Here is a 17,918-nt window from a genome sequence, read left to right as displayed (position 1 = left end):
GTCCTGATCATGCAGCCCGGCAATCCCTGCGGACTCGTACCGGCTGCGCCACCCTATGACCGTCGTCCGTGTCGCCCCGACACGCTCGGCGATCACGGTGTTCGACAGCCCCTCCGCGGCCAGCAGCACGATCCGCGCCCGCTGGGCGAGTCCCGCCCGTCCCGCCGAGGACCTGGACAGACGATTCAACGCCTCAAAATCACCATCACGAAGACCCAGGGCAGCAGCAGGACGATTGGCCATAACCAATCCTCCCAAACACCCAAACGTCTAGCTATTAACGACACGCGACACTAGTGCTGGCCGCGTTTGCCGGCTTCCTGTTCCTCGACGAACCCGGGCTCGGGGCTCGCATCATCGCCCGAGGCCTTCCGCTTCGCCAGGACCCCACGGATGACCTCGACGGCCACCGGGATCACGGAGACCAGGACGATCACGACGAAAATGATGTCCAGGTTGTCCTTGACCCACGGGACGCGGTCGCCCAGGACGAAGCCGAGCAGTGTGACTCCGCCGCCCCACAGCACGGCTCCGATGACGTTGAAAAGGAAGAATTTGCGCTTGTCCATTTGGGCGACGCCCACAATCACCGGGACGAACGTCCGGATGATCGGCACGAAGCGGGCCAGGATCAGGGCCTTGCCGCCGTGCTTTTCGAAGAAGGCATGGGCGCTTTCCACGTTTTCGCGCTTGAACAGCTTGGAATCGGGCTTGTTGAAGAGGGCAGGGCCTGCCTTGGCCCCGATGAAGTATCCCGACTGGTTGCCGATGATGGCCGAAACGACAATGAGGGCCGCGAGTGCCCAGATATTGAACTTGATGGTGTCCGTGGCCACGAGCAATCCGGCGGTGAAAAGCATGGAGTCGCCCGGCAGGAAGAATCCCACCAGCAGCCCCGTCTCCGCGAACACGATGCCGCACACGAGCAAGACCACCCAAGGGGCCAGTGCGGGGTCGGACAAAAAGATCTTAGGGTCCAGCCAAGAGGGGAGGAGCGCGGACATATGCGGTTGCACCGGTCCTGCGCCCCCCAAAGCGGATACGGCAAAGTCGTTTATCGCAGAAAGGGTCACTCTTCAAGGGTACGGGACATCCGCCGTCGGGCAGGGGCGTCGCGCGGCGGAGCGCCGGGCGGGGCCGGGGCGCCTGTAACCTTGACGGGTGGCATTGGACTTTACGGCGATCGACTTCGAAACTGCGAACGGCTTCAGGGGCTCGCCGTGTTCGGTCGGGTTGACCAAGGTCCGTGGCGGAGTGGTGGTGGAAGAAGCCTCGTGGCTCATGAGGCCTCCGGAAAACCATGACCACTTCGACTTCCACAACACCCGGATCCATGGCATCAGGGCCGAGGACGTCGCGGAAGCCCCGCGTTTCGCAGAGGTTTTCCCGGAAATCGGTGCGTTCATCGGAGAAGACATCGTGGCGGCCCACAACGCCGCATTCGACCTCGGCGTCATCCGTTCCGGCCTGGAAGTGTCCGGACTCCCCGGTCCGGCGTACGAGTACGTCTGTACCGTGATGCTGTCCAGGCGCTGCTACTCCCTGGTGTCCAACTCCTTGCCTTACGCCGCCGAAGAGGCGGGTGTGCCGCTGGTGAACCACCACGACGCCACGGAGGACGCGAGGGCGTGCGCCGGCATCCTGGTGGATATCGCGCGACGCAACAACGCCAACAGCATCGCCGAACTCTATTTGTCGCTCGGCTTGTCCTTGCCGGTGCAGCCGGCATTCCGTCCCGGCGAAGCGTTGTCGAAGCAAACGCTCGCCGCGCTCGCAGCAGTCGGGACCCGGCGCACTCAGTCGTCCGCAGCGGGCAACGGCGGCCGGAGCTGGAGCAGTTGGCCCGAAGAGGGCTCGAATCCGGAGCCCAACCTCGCTGCGGAGCCGAGCCACCCGTTGTTCGGCCAGACAGTCGTGTTCACGGGCGAGCTCGGCATTGCCCGCCCCGATGCGAAACAACGGGCAGCGGAAATGGGCGCGCGGCCGGAAAGCCGCGTCACGGGAAGGACCACCGTCCTCGTGGTAGGCGATGGTTTCGTGGCGGGCGATCTTCGCACGGGCCGCCTCACGGGCAAGGCCAAACGGGTCCTCGAACTCCATAGCCGCGGCCAGCAGATCGAAGTGCTGTCCGAGGGCGAATTCCTCCAGATGGTCGGCGGAAACTAGGACGACCGCGCGGCAGAGACTACGCGCGGCAGCGGCTATCCGAGAGTGACTGCGACCAGCCGCTGGGCCATTCCCCGGATGACGTCCTGCCCCTCAAGGTGATCAAGCCATTCGGAAGGCAAACCGGCTTCGCCGTAGAAGGCCCCAAGGATGTTGCCCGCAATCGACCCCGTGGAATCGCTGTCGCCGCTGTGGTTCACAGCCACCGCGACTGCGCTGCGGAAATGGTCCGCCGGATCTCCGTGCGCGTCGGCCGTCGCCAAAACCGCGTAGAGCCCGACGGCGAGTGCCTCCTCGGCCACCCAACCCTCACCGAGCCGGGCCGTGAGTTCCTCCGGGCTGAGTAGCGATCCCGACGCCGACAATTCGAGGGCGGCGCGCAAACGCTGCGGGAGTTCCGGGGCAGCGTCCGGCAAGGCCCCCACGACGTCGAGCGCGTGTTCGGCTGCCGTCCGTACCTTCGAACCCGCGGCCACTTTGTGGATCAGGAGGCTGAAGGCGCCCGCGCTCTGCCTGGCCGAAGGGTGGCCGTGGGTCAAGGCTGCGCCGTCCGTGCTGAGTTTGTAGACGGCTGCCTCGGAAATATGCGGGACCAGCCCGAACGGGGCGGAGCGCATCACCGTGCCGCAGCCCTTGGAGTCCGGATTGACGGGGCGCGCAAGGGTGCCCATCTCGCCGGTCCTGAGTCCGCTGAGGCAGGCTTTTCCGGGATGCCGGGCGTGCTTGAGGACTTCGTGGCGGTCAATCCACCGTGGTTGCGGGATGGGAGCGGAGGCCGGGAGGGCGACACCTTGGGTCCCGAGCCATCGCAAGTAGGCAAGCCACAGGCACGCGGTCTCGTCGGCGGCCACGCCGTCGTTTGCCCATTCGAGGGCCTCCACGAGGCCGTCCACGGTATACAGCGTCATCTGGGTGTCGTCCGAAAAGTGGCTGCCGCCGTCGAGCTGTTGAAAGGAAGTGAGCCCGGCGGCGCCGTAGCGCGAACGGATGGCGGCGACGTCGTCGAACTCGACCGCGTAGCCGAGCGAATCGCCCAAGGCGCCCCCCAACAGGGTGCCGTGGATGCGGGACTCGAACGACGGCACGGCGGGGGACGGTTCAGCACTCATAGTGGTAAATCTACCGTGGGCCGTTCGCCTCTCCTCAACGTGGCGATCCGCGGTATCGATGCTGGCAAGCGCGCTGTCCATCATTGCGCCTGGTTGCTCCGCGGTCGCCGCAATCGCATTGGGCGGCTAGGCTCAGATACAGGAAGTGTCCAGACTCGGCTGACAGGATGCTTCAAGGCAGCACCTGCGCCAACAACGCCGCGCCATGCCGTGGAACGCGCCTCCGCGAACGCCCGACTCAACTTCGATTTAGGGGAACTTTCGATATGACCACCACTGCGCCCAATTCCTCCTCCCGCGGAACCGGGCTCATTGCCCGAGCCTGCGCTGAAGCATTGGGGACGCTGTTCCTTGTGGTCATCGGCCTAGGTGTCCTGATCTTCATCAACCCCCAGGCCGTTCCCGTCCCGGCGCCCCTTGCCAGCGGCCTTGCCGTTGCGGCGGCCATGCTCGCATTCGGCTATGTGTCCGGCGGCCACTTCAATCCGGCGGTCACCGTCGGCCATGTAATCGCCGGCCGCCTCAAGCTCGCCGACGGCGGCGCCTACTTGGTGGCCCAGGTCATCGGGGCGTTGGCGGGTGCCCTGGCGATCTACGCCGTCGTGCGTTCCGTGCCCGGGATCACCGACAGCCGCACAGTCTTTGACACCGCGACTTCCGGTTTCGGCACGCATTCCAGCTTCCAGGTCGCTTTCTGGGGCGTGGCCTTGGTGGAGGTTCTGGGCTCGGCCCTCCTGGTGACGGTCTTCCTCAGCGCCACTGCCCGTCGTAATCCCGCAAGAGTTACCGCGCCGATTGCGGTGGGCCTGACCGTTGCCGTGCTCATGCAGCTCGGCCAGTCCACGGGCAACCTCGCCTTCAACCCGGCCCGCGCCACTGCGTCCGCAATCTTCAGTTCGAGCTGGGCGGCCGGGGAGCTGTGGCTCTTCTGGGTGGGACCGTTGGTTGGTGCCGCGATTGTGGGCTTGCTTTTCCGGGTTTTCGGCGAGCCGGCGCGCATCGTGGAGTCCGGGAACGGTGATACCGACGTTGCCGACGAAGCGGCCGACGACGAAGAAGTGCCCGACGACGAAACCGGCGTTGGTGCCGAGGGCATCAGCGACGCTTCGGTACCGCCTGTCGAGCCCGCACCGGAGCCTGAAGCGGATCCTGCCCGCGACTTCTTCGACGGCAAGCGTCGCTGACGCCGGACGTGCATCCATAGGATACGAGCGCTGTTCCGGGTCCCGGAAAGGACAGCTAGGGATAGTTGCGGCCCATGCCGCCGCGCCGTGCCAATAATGTCGGTGGCTCCCGTTAGCGTGAAAATATGAAGCTTCTACACACATCGGATTGGCATCTCGGCCGCTCGTTCCACGGGGTCGGGATGCTGGACGCCCAACGCGACTTCATCGAGCAGTTGGTGGCATTCGTCCGCGAACGTTCGGTGGACGTCGTGTTGATTGCCGGTGATGTCTACGATCGCGCCCTCCCGGCGTTGGACGTCGTGAAGCTTCTCGATGATGCTTTGGTGAGGATCACCGATGCCGGCGCCAAGGTGGTCCTGACCAGCGGTAACCACGATTCCGCGATCCGGCTCGGCTTCGCTTCGCGATTGCTTGAACGCGGGGGAGTGCATCTGCGGACCCGCGTGGAGGATCTTGATTCTCCGGTGCTCTTTCCGCTTGAAGGCGAAGCCGGGGAAACGGCCATGCTCGCGGTCTACGGCATTCCGTACCTTGAACCGCGGCTCGTCGCGGACAAACTCGGCGTCGAGGCAGCGAGTCATTTTGAGGTAACACAGGCCGCTGTGCGCCTGATCCGCGAGGATCTTTCCCGGCGAAAGGAAACCGGTCCCGTCCATTCGGTGGTGCTTGCCCACACCTTCGCGAGCGGGGGCATCACCTCGGACAGTGAACGCGATGTGAGCATCGGCGGCTTGGGAGCGGTGCCCCTGGACCTGTTTGACGGCTTTGGGTACACGGCCTTGGGCCACTTGCACGGGCGCCAGGAATTGGCCGGCCACGTTCGGTATTCGGGATCGCCGCTGGCATACTCGTTTTCCGAATCCAAGCACCGGAAGGGCGCTTGGCTGGTCGAGGTTGGCCCCGGCGGCGTCGGGAACATCGAAGAGGTCCTGTGGCAGGCGCCGCGTGAGCTTGCGGTCCTTCGCGGAAAGCTCGCCGAGCTCCTGGAGTCCACCGAACACGCGTGGGCTGAATCAGCGTATTGCCAAGTCACCCTCACCGACCCGGTGCGGCCGGCCCAGGCCATGGAACAGGTTCGTGTCCGTTTTCCTGACACGATTGTCCTCAGCTTCGACCCCGAGGGCACGGACGGAAAATCCAAAGCCAGCTACAGCGCCAGGATCTCCGAAGCTGAAGACGACCTCGGTGTGTGTTGCGGCTTCCTGGACCACGTCCGGGGAAGACCCGCAGACGAGTCGGAGCAACAGGCGCTGCTCACGGCGTTGGAAGCGGTGCGATTGGAAGGGGCGGAGTTGTGAGGATCCATCGCCTTGAGATCGCGGCTTTTGGCCCTTTTGCCGATGAACAGCGGATCGACTTCGACCACTTGGGAGCGCAAGGGCTTTTCCTCCTGAACGGTGCCACCGGTGCGGGTAAAACCAGTGTGCTCGACGCCATCTGTTTCGCTTTGTACGGCTCCGTGCCGGGCGCGCGCCAAGACGGCAAGCGGCTTCGCAGCGACCACGCGGCCCCGGCTGCCGAGCCTAGGGTCGTATGCGAATTCTCGGCCCGCGGGAGGCGTTTCGAAGTGACACGTTCGCCGGCCTGGGAGCGTCCCAGTGCCCGCGGACGCAACGGCTTCACTACACAGCAGGCGAAAACACTGCTTCGTGAACGCGTGAATGGTTCATGGGAAGACAAGACCTCACGCAACGATGAAGCCGGGGCGGAAATAACGGACCTCCTCGGGATGGACAGGGAGCAATTCACCCGCGTAGTCATGCTCCCGCAAGGGGACTTCGCCGCCTTTTTGCGCTCGAAGGCCTCGGACCGGCTTGACTTGCTCCAGAAGCTCTTCGGAACGCAGCGCTTCGAAGCCATTGAGCGGCAACTGGCGCTTCAGGCCAATGCTGCCCGTGCCGAGGTGGAGGAACAACGCTCGGCACTTCAAGTGCTGTTCCAGCGTGCGGAATCGGAGTTCGCGCAACTGGGCATTGACGCCGGCGCCCATGGCCGGGATTTTGCGAGCCCGGATACTGCGAACCAACACACGGACAACCAGCACCCGGAAAGTGATGCCACTGGTGCCCGGGAACCCGTCCCCGCCGAAGCTACACCGGAAGCGCGACTTGAGGAGCTGGGGGAGCAGGCGCGCGCTGCGTCTGCGGAGCGGGAGGAAGATTCCACTGCTGCCGACGTCGTGCGGCTTCGGCTTGCTGACGAACTCGCCTCCGCCCGCGAACGCGTCCAACGGCATTCCAGGCTCGACGCCGCCACTCGCCGGCGTGAGGCGCTCACCGCGCGTGCGGCCGACGTCGAGGAACTCCGGGATCGCCTTGGCCGGCATCGGAAAGCGGCCGTCCTCGGCGGGCAGTTGGAAGCCGCGGACCGTGCATCCAGCGCTTTGCGGGCTGCGGAATCGAAGGCTGAACTCGCGTCGGCGAACCTTCGTGGGACGGGCTTGGCCCCGGAGCAGCCTGCTGTAGCCTTGGCGGGAATCCAGGAAACCATGGCTGTCCTGGAAGCCCGGATCGCGGACGAAGGCCAGCTTGAGGACATCGCCAAACGGCTTCGTGACCTCCAAGCCGCCGCCGAGCGGCGGGACGTGGCCCGAAAGGCCAGGACCGTCGCGTTGGAAGGGCTGCGCACCGAGGGCGTGGCCTTGGAGGGAGAACGCGAACTCCTCGAGGAGGCTGCACGGAACTTGCCGCTGCGCGAAGGCGAACTCGCTGCCGCGCAAAACACTGTCGCCCTGGTGGCCCGCCATGCGGCCGCGATCGACTCCCGCTCTGCCGCCGGGAAGGATCACGCGCTCGCCCGTGCGCTTTCGCAGGACCTTCGCCAGGAGTGGCTTGACCTGCGCGAAGCCCGTTTGGTGAACGCAGCAGCCGAGCTAGCGGCGAAGTTGCGGGACGGCGAAGCGTGCATGGTGTGCGGGAGCGAGGACCACCCGGCCCCTGCGCCTGCCGGACCCGCAGCCCTCGCTCTCGCCGAAAAGGCCGCGCACGAGCGTTATGAGCAGAGTGAACACGAGCTCCTCCAGGCAGCGGGCGAACTCGCCGCTGCCGAGCAGGAAGTTGCGGTTCTCGCCGGCCAAGGCGGAGGCGTCGATCCGAAGGTGGCAGCGGACGTGGAAGCCGCGGCGCGGGAAGCATTGGCGTCCACCCGGTCCGCCGTTGAAAGGCACGCACGCTGCAAGGGCGAACTTGCCTTGGTGGCAACCCGGATTGTGGAGTTGGAAGAAGAGCAGGACCGGGAGGACAAGGCTGCCGCCCAGGCAGACTCGGCCATGCGGCTGCTCAGGGAACAACAAGAATCCCTCGAAGCCCTGCTTTCCGGACTTCGCGCGGACTTCCCCAATTTGCGGGGAAGGATCGACTCCCTGGCACGCCAACGGGATTTGCTCCAAGCCGCCGTCGCCGCAGACCGGCAGGTGGATAGCGCCCGCGAATCCTCGGAGGATGCGTCCGCAGCGCTGAGCCGTGCCCTTTCGGTCAACGGATTTGAAGACGCAGAGACTGTCCGGGGCGAAATCCTTGAGGACAAGAAAGCCGTCTCGCTGGAGAATGCCATCCGGGATGTGGAGACCGAAGCCGCCCGGCTCGCGGAGCTGTTCGAATCGGAAGACCTTGTCCTCGCCGCCAAGGAAGCCGGGAACGGGGAGCTGCCCCTTGGCCCGGCAGAACTCGCCGCCCTCGAAAGCGAAACAGGGCAAGCGGAGGAAACGGCGCGCCGGCTTGCGCTTGCGGCAGGCCTTGCCACCAGGACCGTGGCGAGCCTTGCGATGATCCGCGGGCAATACCTCGATGCAGCGGCCGCGGGACGCGAACCCCGCGAACGTGCACGGATGCTCACGGACCTGGCCGACACCGCGCGCGGGGCGGGCAACAACGGCTACAAGATGAGCCTCAACAGCTACGTCCTGGCTGCCCGCCTCGAGCAGGTCGCGGCTGCCGCGTCTGAACGGCTCGTCGCCATGAGCGACGGCCGCTACACGCTTCAGCACACGGATGCCAAGGCGGCAAGGGGCGCGAAATCCGGGCTTGGCTTGGAAGTGGTGGATGAGTGGACCGGCCAGCGGCGGGACACCGCTACCTTGTCCGGCGGCGAATCGTTCATGGCTTCGCTCTCGCTGGCATTGGGGCTCGCCGATGTGGTCCAACAGGAAGCCGGCGGCGTGGACATCGAAACCCTGTTTGTGGACGAGGGATTCGGCAGCCTCGACGAACAGTCCCTCGAACAAGTGATGGATGCCCTCGAGGGCTTGCGTGACGGTGGCAGGGTAGTCGGACTCGTCAGCCACGTGGCCGACATGAAGCAGCGGATCACCAGTCAACTGCAGGTCCTCAAAGGCCGGAACGGATCCACAGTGCGCATAGTCGACGCAGCAGCGTTGGCCGCCTAGGAACGTCGGGCCCGAACCTCCCAAAGCGGGCTATCGGCTAAGCTTGGAGGGTTATACCGGGTCGCGCGCATCGGGAGGAGGGACGATGCGCACCCTTCAGCGAGCCTGGAAAGATGAACACGACTCCACAAAACGCCGCGGCCACTTCCGCGTTGACACACGCACACGATCTTCAGTCAACCGTTGATCCTGCCGCTGCCATTCACGGCGCTCCCGCCGCATCGCGTCGTTCGCGCCTGCCAGGCCGCTTCGCGAGGCTTCCTGAACTTGCCGGTAGCGGCTTCTTGCCGTTGGGCCTTTTCGCCAGGCTTCCCCTCGCCATGCTGACCGTTGGCACCCTGACCCTCGTGACCGCCGTCAGCCATTCCTACGCTATTGGCGGCATGGCCGCCGGAGCTGTCGGAATCGGGTCGGCCGTAGGTGCACCCATCCTCGGTTCGCTGGCCGACCGGCTGGGGCAACGGTCCATCCTCCTCGTTGCCGCCGTGGTCAATACCGCGATGGTTGTGGCACTTTTGCTGGCGGCCTACCTGACCCCTGGGTTCGATGAGCCAACAGATCCGATCGCCGTGCTCGTCGCAGCGTTCCTGGCGGGCTCGAGCTGTCCACAGGTGGGGCCGATGGCGAGGGTCCGTTGGATGGGGCTCACTACCCGAAACCTCACCCGAAACGGTTCTGCTGGACCCGGGAACGACGCCGGACGTGCAGCGCCGGGTCCGCTTGGTCCGGCGGCACACAGCGTTGCCGGAAGCCGGGCAGACCTGGATACAGCCCTGTCCTACGAAGGAACGGCTGACGAGATCACCTTCGTCCTCGGGCCGGCCCTGGTCGGTCTCCTCGCCAGCCTCGTTGCCCCGTGGTTGCCGCTCGCGCTCGCAGCAGCACTCACGGCCACGCTCGTTCCCGCGTTCGCGGTCCATCCCTCCCACCTCGCAGTGGTGCCGCACCAGCGAAAGGCGACGGCCGCCGTCGAGCATGTCCAGGGTGAAACCAAGCCGGGCGTCCGCTCGCGGGCACTGGCGAAGGTGGCTGTTCCGGTTCTTGCCATGGTGTGCATGGGAACGTTTTTCGGTGCTACGCAGAACGCTTTGAGCGCATTCTCAGCGCAGTTCGCCACAGCGGAAATCGCGGGACTGATGTATTCCGTTGTCGGTCTCAGCTCCGCCGTGGCGGCATTGTCGGTGGCCTACTGGCCCCGGCGTTTCGGGTTCGCCGCCCGCTGGGTGGCAGCCGCGGCACTGATGACGGCGTCCTCGCTGTTGTTGTTCCTGCCGTCCGGGATCTGGCCCATGGTCGGCGTGCTCCTGGTACTCGGAATTCCTGTGGGTCCCGTTATGGTGACGGTCTTCACCATCGGGGGAATAGTGGCTCCGGACGGTCGTCTCGCTACCGTCATGACGGCGCTCGCGAGCGGAATCGTTGCCGGAACTGCGTTGGGCGCTTATCTCGCCGGGCAGTTGGCGCAAGCCCAGGGACCTGCCGCCGCCTTTGCGGTGTCGTGTGCCGCGTCGGCTTCGCTCCTTGTCCTCGGGATCGTGGCGGGACTCATCCTGGGACGCAAGAAGGGATAGCCCCTAGGCGAGCTGGGACTCGATCCGGGCAGCGCTCGCGGCCAGGGCCTCCCCGACGGCGGCCTGGTCCTGTTCGCGGCGGATGTAGACGACGGCGATGGCAGCAGGCCTGCCGCCCGGAACCATGATCGGGGCGGCGAGGGAAGACAAGCCTGCGATGACTTCGTCGTGGCTCGCCGCGTAGCCGAGTCGTCGCGCTTCGAGCGCCTCGTGCCGGTACGGAATCCCCGGCACGCGGTCAGCCCACTCGTCTTCGCTCATGGTGGACTGTATGGCAATTCCAGGAGCCCCTGTATTCACGGGGTGGCGTGTTCCCGGATGCTGTGCCAAGGTCGCGGGGGAATGGCGCGGTTCAACGGTCACGAGGGTGACGCAGTCCTGGTGGTCCCACACGGCCACGAAGGCAGTCATGTTCAGTGTGTTGGCAAGCTGGGTCAGTTCGGGGAGGGCCGCGGTCTGGAGGTCGCGCGAGACGCCGCGGGCCAACACAGCCAAACCGGGTCCGGGCTGGACACGTCCGCCGTCGTCACGGATGAGGAGGGAGTGGTCTTCCAGGGTGCGCAGGATCCGGTAGGCAACGGAGCGGTGGACACCGAGTGCAGCTGCGAGTTCGGCGATTGTCAAGGGATGTTCCGCGGCGGACAGGATTTCCAGGGCCTGGATTCCACGGGAGAGGGTCTGCGAAGGCGAGGCGGCCGCCGTCGTTTCCTGTGGCTTCTTGGTGGCGCTGGGAGACATCATGGGCTCCATCCTATGTTGGCGGTATCCTGCAACCGGCCGGGTGTTTCGCGGGTTACCGCCGTCTTGTGCTGTGCTTCGCGGAAGACTATGGTCTATATGAGAATCTACTGTTCAACTATAGAACATTCAACAGGGATCAACGATGATTGCCAAGTCCAGCCATAACGCGGAACCCGGCGCCGTGGGCCGAACCACGCGGCCGCGGGAACACCATTTCCGCGGAAGCCTGGGCCGGTTCGCTACGGGCGTCGCGATCGTCACGTTCGATGGAGCCACCAAGAGGCATGGCATCACCGTCAACTCCTTCACCTCGGTGTCCATGGAACCTCCCCTTGTGCTCGTCAGCATCGCCCGCTCCACCAAAGCCCACGACGAACTCGCCGGGCGCCCGTTCAGCGTCAACATCCTTGGCGCGGAGCAGAAGCAACTCGCCCTCCACTTCGCTGGCCGCCCGGGCCCCGATCCCGTGTGGGTGGAAGGCGCCACCGCACCGCGGCTCTCACACGTCCTGGCATATTTCGAATGCACTCCCTGGGCCGCTTACGACGGCGGAGACCACACCCTCTATGTCGGCGAGGTTGTCGACTTCAACTACCGGAACGGCGATGCGCTCGCCTTCGCCAACAGCTCCTTTACCACCATCCCGGAAAGCCAGCTGGGAATGGAGGAGCTTCTGTAGCCGCTTGGCACTCCCGCCGCGCCCATCCCCCGCGATGGGCATTCAGCCTGACCAGCATTGGAGACGACCATGGGAATCCGGACCGGACAGCAGTACTTGGACAAGCTCAATTCGATGAACCCGCACGTCCTGATCGACGGCGAGATGGTCACCGAAAAGATCGCGGACCACCCGTCTTTCAAGAATGTGGCGCGCAGCTATGCGCAGCTCTTCGACATGCAGCATGACCCGAAGTATGCGGACGCACTCACCTACGAATCCCCGACCACGGGCGACCGGGTCAGCGCCTCGTTCCTGGTGCCGCGGACCAAGGAAGACCTCGAGCACCGGCACGCGGCCATCCGCACGTGGGCAGAGTATTCCAACGGATTCCTGGGACGGACGGGGGACTACATGAATGGAGCCCTCACCGCGCTCGCGGCAGCGGAAAAGTGGTTTGCGCAGGCTGATCCGATGTTCGGCGAGAACATCCGGCGGTATTACGAGCACTGCCGCGAGAACGACCTCCTGGCCACCCACACCCTGATTCCTCCGCAGGCCAACCGTTCGGTGTCCGGATCCGAGCAGCTTGGCGGCCAGTTGTCCGCGAGGGTGGTTGAGGAGCGGGAGGACGGAATCGTCATCCAGGGCGCACGCATGCTCGCCACGATCGCCCCCATTGCCGACGAGCTCCTGGTCTTCCCCTCGACCCTCCTTCGCGCCACGCCCGAGGACGCCCCCTACTCCTACGCCTTCGCCCTCCCGAACGATGCACCCGGCATGCGCTACTTGTGCCGGACGTCCCTGTACAACGGCGGAAGCACCCACGATGAACCCCTTGCCGGCCGCTACGAGGAGATGGACGCCGTCGTGGTGTTCGACCACGTCTTCGTTCCCAACGAGCGCATCTTCATGCTCGGCCACCCGGAGCTGTGCAACGCCTTCTATTCGGAAACGGGCGCGGGCGCCCTCATGACGCACCAAGTGGTGACCCGGACCATCGCGAAGAGCGAGTTCTTCCTGGGCCTTGCTTCGGAAATAGCCGCGTCCATCGGCATCGACGGTTTCCAGCACATCCAGGAGGACCTTGCCGAGCTCATCGAAACGGTGGAGATCGGCAAGGCGCTCATCGTCGCCGCCGAGGCCCAAGCGGCACCGAGCCCGGACGGGGTGCTGCTCCCACACTGGCCCACCCTGAACGCCGCCCGCAATTGGTACCCCAAGGTTGCCCAACGTTTCCCGGCAATCATCCGGAAGTTCTCGGCGTCGGGACTCATGGCCCTTCCGGGGGAAGCGGACGTCGCCAGTGAGGCTTTGCCGGACATCGAGATGTACCTGCAAGCGAAGACGCTGACCGGGCCCGAGCGCGTGCGGCTCTTCAAGCTTGCCTTCGATGCCAGCATTTCCTCGTTCGCCGGGCGTCAATCGCTGTATGAATACTTTTTCTTCGGCGATCCCGTCCGGATGGCCGGCGCGCTGGTCAACAGCTATGACCGCGAGCCCGCCCGCGCCCGGGTCCGGGAATTCCTCGAGCGCAAGGACTAGCGCAAGGACTAGCGCATGGGACCAGCTAAGCGAGCCGGGACGGTCAGGCCTGTCCGGCCCGCTCGAGCAGGCGCACGGCGTCGTCGTCTGTGAGTTGCTCGAAATGTTCGTAAAACGCGCCCACGGCATTGAACCGGCCGGGGGTGTGGAGGCACATCACGAGGTCGCAGACGCGGGTGATGGATGCCTGCGCCTCCAAGGAAGACACGGGAACCGCTGCGATGACCGTCGCCGCGCCGGCAGCCCGGACACCTTCGACGGCGGCGCGCATCGTAGCGCCGGTTGCAAGGCCGTCGTCGACAAGGACGGCGGTTTTGCCCTCGAGGTTGAGGTTGATGCCGGGATAGGTCCTGGCGCGCCTGAGGAGTTCTCCGCGCTCGCGCACCTCCACGGCGTCGAGGGATTCCTGGGTGATTCCGTGCTGGAACATCCGTTCGGCAAGCGGCCGGTTGACGATCCGGACTACCCTGCCGTTGGACCAGGCGAGCGCGCCGAACGCTGTCTCCTCCCGCCCCGGCATGCCGAGCTTGCGAACCAGGACGGCGCCATAAGGCTGGCAGAGATCGACGGCGGCCGCGGCAGCTACGGGAATCCCCCCGCGCGCGAGGCCCAGCAGAATGGTGTTCGGCCGCTCCCGCAGTTGGGGGAGACCTGCAGCCAGCCGGCGGCCCGCTTCAGTGCGGTCCTTGAAACGCATGCCCATTCGTCTCACTTCCACGTAATCCGGCGCTGAATCAAGCCTACCTTTCTTGCCGGGACCGCTCTCCACTGCCACGATTGCCGTGTGAACAAGCCCATCGGTTACTGGATCAAACGCCTGGACGCCGCGCTGGAGGGGCATCTTGACGCTACCCTGGCGAGGCTGAGGCTCAGCCGCAGGCAATGGCAAACACTCAATGTGCTTGCCGAGTCCCCGCTCAGCCCCGGCCAGTTGGAGGGCATCCTCAACCCCCTCTGGGGTAGCGACAAGCGGCTCCGCGAAAACGAATTGGCCGCTTTGGTGGGCCACGGCTTGATCATCATGATCGACGACCGCATCACCCTCAGCGAATCGGGCCACGCCAAGTACCTCGAGGCGCAGCGGATAGTCGAAGAATCCCGCAAGGACCTCTCGATGGGGATCGGCATCGACGAGTACGCCATGGCCCTCAGTGTCCTGGAGCGCATGACCCTCAACGCCGAGCGGCTGGCGCGCTAAGCGCCAACCCGCCCTAAGCGAATCCGTCCTAGGCGCCGAGGAACGCCACCGCGGCGTCCTTGAAGACCCTGCTGGTCACCGCATTGCTGTGGTTCCGTCCCGGCACCAACAGTTGTTCCACCATGCCCCCGGCACGAGCAGCCAGTTCGGCCAGCTCAGGCATGGTGGTTGCCCGTTCGTCTTTCTCTCCCGCCACCAGCAGCATCGGCATGTGGGGGACAGCTTCGGCGGGATCGAACGGTTCGCTCTTGATGGCTTCGATCAGGGAAAGCAATGCGAAAAGGTCGTTGCTGGGCAAGAGCTGCGCCATCTTGAGCAGGCCGGCGGTGGATTCGTCTTCGATGGGGGTGCCGTCCGCGAGGTAGCGCTGCGCGGCGAGGAGGTCGAAGGACGCCAAAGGGTCCTCCTTGTTGGGACCTCCAAGGACCAGCCGGTGTACGAGTTCCGGCTGGGTCGCCCCGAACTCCCAGGCGAGCCGGGATCCCAGGGAGTAGCCAATGACGTCGAGTCCGCTGGAAGGATCGCCGGGACGCACTGGGCGGGCTCCGGCGTCGAACACTATCTGCAGGAGATCCGCGCGGATCCGGCTGGGGGAGTACGAGTCCAGGTCCTCGGGCGAAGCGCTGCGGCCGTGTCCGGGAAGATCCACGCTGATGACTCGGCGGCCCGCGCCCTGGAGCGTTGAAATCCAGCCGGTGTCACCCCAGTTGAGCTTGCTGGACGAGGAGAAACCGTGAATCAGCAGGACGGGGCGCAATCCGGCGTCGGCACCTTCGGCGGGTTCGTGGACTTCCACGTGCAAGTGGGGATCCGTTCCTTCCACCGTGTGAATGTGCTCTCCTGTGTGCCTGCCGCTCATGGTGTCAGTCCTCATCAAGTACGGCGCTCAGGCGGACCCGGCGCTTGGGTGCGTCATCCTTTGGAACCGTGCCCACGATGCCGGCCGTGTTGTCCGGCACCTCGAACACCACCAGCGGTTCGCCGACGTTGATCGTTTCGCCCGGCGCACCGTGGATACGGATCACTTTACCCGCCTGCGGGCTGGGCAACTCGAGTGCGGACTTGCTCGTTTCCACCTCGACGAGCGGCTGGTTCCGCTCCACTTGGTCCCCCGGCGAGACGAGCCAGTCGAGGACGGTTGCTTCAATGAGGCCTTCGCCGAGGTCGGGCAGGGGGAAGCTGATTTCAGCCACGTCGATACTCCAGTACTCGTTGGATCCCCAAGAGGATGCGGTCAATGTTCGGGATGTATTCGTCCTCCAGGTCGCCGGAGGGATAGGGCACGTCGAAACCGGTGACCCGCTCGACCGGCGCCTTGAGGGTGTCGAAGCACTGTTGGGTGATGAGTTGGGCGACTTCGGCGCCTAGTCCGGAGGTCAGCGGAGCTTCGTGCACGACGACGGCGCGGCGCGTCTTCCCGACGGACCTCGCCAGGGCCTCGGCGTCGATCGGCTTGAGCCAGCGCAGGTCCAGGACTTCGACGTCGATGCCGTCCTCCGCGGCGAGCTCAGCCACCTGCAGGCAGCGGGCAACCATGGCGCCCCACGCCACCAAGGTGAGGTGGCGGCCCGGGCGGACGATGCGCGCGCCGCTCAGGGTACCGCCGTCGCGCATGTCGACTGGGCCCTTTTGCCAATAGCGGGACTTGGGTTCCATGAAGATCACCGGGTCCGGCCGGGAAGCCGCGTACTTGAGCAGGTGGTAAGCGTCATGCGCGTCGGATGGCGAAACAACCTTGAGTCCGGGAACGTGGGCGAACAACGCCTCGAGGCTTTCGCCGTGGTGTTCCGGAGCGCGGATGCCGCCGAAACTGGGCACGCGGAGGGTCACGGGCATGGGAAGCTTGCCGCGGCTGCGGTAGTTCATCCGCGCGATCTGGCAGACGATTTGGTTGATGGCCGGGTAGGCAAAGCCGTCGAACTGGACTTCCGGGATGGGGTGGAAGCCGGCCATTGCCAAGCCGACCGACATGCCGAGAATGCCCGATTCGGCGAGGGGCGTATCGAACACACGGGCATCGCCGTGCTTCGCCTGCAGCCCGTCAGTGATACGGAATACGCCGCCCAGGCGGCCGCAGTCCTCACCGAAGACCAGGGTTTTCGGGTCGGCGGTGAGGACGTCGTCCAGCGCGCGGTTGAGCGCTTGCTGCATGGACAGGTGCTCTACTTCGGCATATTCGACGGCGGCGTCGAGGGTGGCTGTGGTGCTCTCAAGCATGGTCGGACTCCTCTCGCCAGCGGTTGGCCTGGGTTTCAAGGGACGGGGTGGTTTCCTGGAAGACGAACTCGAACATTTCGCTTCCCGGCCGGGGGCCGAGGGCTTCGATTCCGGCCCGGATGGCTTCTTCTTCGGACCGGGCGGTTTCGTGCGCGGCGGCGAAGAAGTCGTCGTCGGCGATTCCATCGGCGAGCATGCGCTTCCGCAGCCGCTCCAAAGGGTCTTTGCCGGCGTCGATGCGTTCGTCGTCGAGGCTGCGGTAGCGTCCCGGATCGTCCGCGGTGGAGTGCGGGCCGCGGCGGTAGGTCATCGCTTCGACAACCATGGGTCCATGTCCCGTGCGGGCGTGGTCCAAGGCGCGACGGGTCGCCTCGTAAACCGCGACGACGTCGTTGCCGTCCACTTGGATGGCCGGCATGCCGTAGCCGGCAGCCCTGGCCGATACCGAGCCGCCGGCTACTTGCTTTTCGGTGGGGACGGAAATCGCCCAGCCGTTGTTCTGGATGAAGAAGACAACAGGGGCGTTCATCACTGCGGCGAAGTTCATCGCTTCATGGACATCGCCCTGCGACGAAGCGCCGTCGCCGAAATAGCTGAGCGCCACCCCAGGGGTTCCTTGGAGCGTTTGGCCGTGGGCCCAGCCGACGGCATGGAGGACGGACCCGGCAACCACCGCCTGGATGGGTGCCAGCCGGCTTTCCTGTGGATCGTACATTCCGCCGTGCCACGTCGCCTTGTGCGTGGACATGTACGCGACCATGTCCACGCCTATGGTCCTGGCAACGCCCATCTCCCGGTAGGTCGGAAAGGCGAAGTCACAGTCCAGGTCCAGCGCATAGGCGCTGCCCACCTGGGCTGCTTCCTGTCCGAGTTCCGGGGCGTAGCCGGGAATGATGCCTTGGCGTTGCCAGGCGACGGCGGAGGTGTCGAGGAACCGGACAGAGGCCATGAGGGAGTACAGCTCCCTGAGCTGCTCCGGTGCCAGGCCGGGGGTCGTTTCCGAAGCCGACGGCGCTGTCCCCACAGTCACCGGGCCGGGTTGAAGTATGTCCATGGACGTGACCGTAGTCACTCGCCGATCAGTAGGCAATCAGCCTATTCAATGCTGGGCAAACTGCCAAGAACTGTCAGTAGAATCTCTG

17 protein-coding genes are annotated in these 17,918 nt (G+C 65.3%); 8 read left to right on the top strand and 9 right to left on the bottom strand.

Translation table 11 applies throughout. The annotated features are described in order from the left end of the window. Together E1809_RS12000 and E1809_RS11995 are read right to left on the bottom strand one after the other, a co-directional pair. Positions 1 to 243: helix-turn-helix domain-containing protein (locus E1809_RS12000; RefSeq protein WP_133204173.1), on the bottom strand; the 243-nt coding region annotated here is incomplete at its 3' end. A gap of 50 nt (positions 244 to 293) precedes the next feature. Beyond that, positions 294 to 1,058 (bottom strand): VTT domain-containing protein, encoded by a 765-nt coding sequence (locus E1809_RS11995; RefSeq protein ID WP_133204470.1) that lies wholly within the window; start codon positions 1,056 to 1,058, stop codon positions 294 to 296. Positions 1,059 to 1,161: 103 nt separating this feature from the next. On the opposite strand from E1809_RS11995, the gene E1809_RS11990 reads away from it, so the two are divergent. Then, on the top strand, positions 1,162 to 2,166 hold the full coding sequence (locus E1809_RS11990; RefSeq protein WP_133204458.1) for an exonuclease domain-containing protein: 1,005 nt from the start codon (positions 1,162 to 1,164) through the stop codon (positions 2,164 to 2,166). Positions 2,167 to 2,201: 35 nt separating this feature from the next. Here E1809_RS11990 and E1809_RS11985 read toward each other — a convergent pair whose 3' ends face one another. Beyond that, positions 2,202 to 3,275 (bottom strand): ADP-ribosylglycohydrolase family protein, encoded by a 1,074-nt coding sequence (locus E1809_RS11985; RefSeq protein WP_133204457.1) that lies wholly within the window; start codon positions 3,273 to 3,275, stop codon positions 2,202 to 2,204. 266 nt (positions 3,276 to 3,541) lie between these two features. Between E1809_RS11985 and E1809_RS11980 the strand changes: the two genes are divergently transcribed. The 4 genes from E1809_RS11980 to E1809_RS11965 all read left to right on the top strand — a co-directional run bounded on the left by E1809_RS11980 (position 3,542) and on the right by E1809_RS11965 (position 10,417). Beyond that, positions 3,542 to 4,459, top strand: a complete 918-nt coding sequence (locus E1809_RS11980) for an MIP/aquaporin family protein (protein WP_133204456.1) — start codon at positions 3,542 to 3,544, stop codon at positions 4,457 to 4,459. A gap of 125 nt (positions 4,460 to 4,584) precedes the next feature. Further along, complete coding sequence (locus E1809_RS11975) at positions 4,585 to 5,760, top strand: exonuclease SbcCD subunit D (RefSeq protein ID WP_133204455.1); 1,176 nt, start codon at positions 4,585 to 4,587, stop codon at positions 5,758 to 5,760. Next, complete coding sequence (locus tag E1809_RS11970) at positions 5,757 to 8,846, top strand: AAA family ATPase (RefSeq protein ID WP_133204454.1); 3,090 nt, start codon at positions 5,757 to 5,759, stop codon at positions 8,844 to 8,846. The genes E1809_RS11975 and E1809_RS11970 overlap by 4 nt, the downstream gene beginning before the upstream one ends. 113 nt (positions 8,847 to 8,959) lie before the next feature. After that, a complete protein-coding gene (locus E1809_RS11965) occupies positions 8,960 to 10,417 on the top strand; it encodes an MFS transporter (protein ID WP_235835558.1) in 1,458 nt (485 codons plus the stop codon). Between the two features lie 3 nt (positions 10,418 to 10,420). Here the strand turns inward: E1809_RS11965 and E1809_RS11960 are convergent, their stop codons facing one another. Beyond that, positions 10,421 to 11,155 carry an IclR family transcriptional regulator gene (locus E1809_RS11960; RefSeq protein WP_133204468.1) on the bottom strand — a complete coding sequence of 245 codons (735 nt, stop codon included), beginning with the start codon at positions 11,153 to 11,155 and terminating at the stop codon, positions 10,421 to 10,423. Between the two features lie 145 nt (positions 11,156 to 11,300). On the opposite strand from E1809_RS11960, the gene E1809_RS11955 reads away from it, so the two are divergent. Both E1809_RS11955 and hpaB read left to right on the top strand, forming a co-directional pair. Further along, on the top strand, positions 11,301 to 11,837 hold the full coding sequence (locus tag E1809_RS11955; protein ID WP_133204453.1) for a flavin reductase family protein: 537 nt from the start codon (positions 11,301 to 11,303) through the stop codon (positions 11,835 to 11,837). A 69-nt stretch (positions 11,838 to 11,906) separates the two neighbouring features. Continuing rightward, positions 11,907 to 13,361 carry a 4-hydroxyphenylacetate 3-monooxygenase, oxygenase component gene (gene hpaB, locus E1809_RS11950; protein WP_133204452.1) on the top strand — a complete coding sequence of 485 codons (1,455 nt, stop codon included), beginning with the start codon at positions 11,907 to 11,909 and terminating at the stop codon, positions 13,359 to 13,361. Between the two features lie 43 nt (positions 13,362 to 13,404). Here the strand turns inward: hpaB and E1809_RS11945 are convergent, their stop codons facing one another. After that, positions 13,405 to 14,064: a phosphoribosyltransferase gene (locus tag E1809_RS11945; RefSeq protein WP_205754166.1), complete on the bottom strand. Its 660-nt coding sequence runs from the start codon at positions 14,062 to 14,064 to the stop codon at positions 13,405 to 13,407. Between the two features lie 81 nt (positions 14,065 to 14,145). Between E1809_RS11945 and E1809_RS11940 the strand changes: the two genes are divergently transcribed. Continuing rightward, positions 14,146 to 14,559: a MarR family transcriptional regulator gene (locus tag E1809_RS11940; protein WP_133204450.1), complete on the top strand. Its 414-nt coding sequence runs from the start codon at positions 14,146 to 14,148 to the stop codon at positions 14,557 to 14,559. A 28-nt stretch (positions 14,560 to 14,587) separates the two neighbouring features. Here the strand turns inward: E1809_RS11940 and E1809_RS11935 are convergent, their stop codons facing one another. Genes E1809_RS11935 through E1809_RS11920 form a run of 4 tightly spaced genes read right to left on the bottom strand, consistent with a single transcriptional unit; the run spans position 14,588 to position 17,725 of the window. Then, entirely contained in the window at positions 14,588 to 15,418 is an 831-nt protein-coding gene (locus tag E1809_RS11935; protein ID WP_133204449.1) for an alpha/beta fold hydrolase, read from the bottom strand. 4 nt (positions 15,419 to 15,422) lie between these two features. Further along, on the bottom strand, positions 15,423 to 15,752 hold the full coding sequence (locus tag E1809_RS11930) for a biotin/lipoyl-containing protein (protein WP_133204448.1): 330 nt from the start codon (positions 15,750 to 15,752) through the stop codon (positions 15,423 to 15,425). Continuing rightward, positions 15,745 to 16,776 carry an alpha-ketoacid dehydrogenase subunit beta gene (locus tag E1809_RS11925; RefSeq protein WP_133204447.1) on the bottom strand — a complete coding sequence of 344 codons (1,032 nt, stop codon included), beginning with the start codon at positions 16,774 to 16,776 and terminating at the stop codon, positions 15,745 to 15,747. Before E1809_RS11925 ends, E1809_RS11930 begins: the two co-directional genes overlap by 8 nt. Beyond that, complete coding sequence (locus E1809_RS11920; protein WP_235835561.1) at positions 16,769 to 17,725, bottom strand: thiamine pyrophosphate-dependent enzyme; 957 nt, start codon at positions 17,723 to 17,725, stop codon at positions 16,769 to 16,771. Before E1809_RS11920 ends, E1809_RS11925 begins: the two co-directional genes overlap by 8 nt. Positions 17,726 to 17,918: the final 193 nt, after the last annotated feature.

It is taken from the genome of Arthrobacter terricola (genome assembly GCF_004354015.1).
In the GTDB taxonomy this organism is placed as follows: domain Bacteria; phylum Actinomycetota; class Actinomycetes; order Actinomycetales; family Micrococcaceae; genus Arthrobacter; species Arthrobacter terricola.
Note: the sequence above shows the minus strand (reverse complement) of the source record. Positions and strands in the feature narration are given on the sequence as shown.

Excerpts from the sequence above, each read along its gene's own strand:
- E1809_RS11985 (WP_133204457.1), bottom strand. The coding sequence starts at position 3,275 with ATGAGTGCTGAACCGTCCCCCGCCGTGCCGTCGTTCGAGTCCCGCATC.
- E1809_RS11980 (WP_133204456.1), top strand. The coding sequence starts at position 3,542 with ATGACCACCACTGCGCCCAATTCCTCCTCCCGCGGAACCGGGCTCATT.
- E1809_RS11975 (WP_133204455.1), top strand. The coding sequence starts at position 4,585 with ATGAAGCTTCTACACACATCGGATTGGCATCTCGGCCGCTCGTTCCAC.
- E1809_RS11965 (WP_235835558.1), top strand. The coding sequence starts at position 8,960 with ATGAACACGACTCCACAAAACGCCGCGGCCACTTCCGCGTTGACACAC.
- E1809_RS11960 (WP_133204468.1), bottom strand. The coding sequence starts at position 11,155 with ATGTCTCCCAGCGCCACCAAGAAGCCACAGGAAACGACGGCGGCCGCC.
- E1809_RS11955 (WP_133204453.1), top strand. The coding sequence starts at position 11,301 with ATGATTGCCAAGTCCAGCCATAACGCGGAACCCGGCGCCGTGGGCCGA.
- hpaB (WP_133204452.1), top strand. The coding sequence starts at position 11,907 with ATGGGAATCCGGACCGGACAGCAGTACTTGGACAAGCTCAATTCGATG.
- E1809_RS11945 (WP_205754166.1), bottom strand. The coding sequence starts at position 14,064 with ATGGGCATGCGTTTCAAGGACCGCACTGAAGCGGGCCGCCGGCTGGCT.
- E1809_RS11935 (WP_133204449.1), bottom strand. The coding sequence starts at position 15,418 with ATGAGCGGCAGGCACACAGGAGAGCACATTCACACGGTGGAAGGAACG.
- E1809_RS11925 (WP_133204447.1), bottom strand. The coding sequence starts at position 16,776 with ATGCTTGAGAGCACCACAGCCACCCTCGACGCCGCCGTCGAATATGCC.
- E1809_RS11920 (WP_235835561.1), bottom strand. The coding sequence starts at position 17,725 with ATGGCCTCTGTCCGGTTCCTCGACACCTCCGCCGTCGCCTGGCAACGC.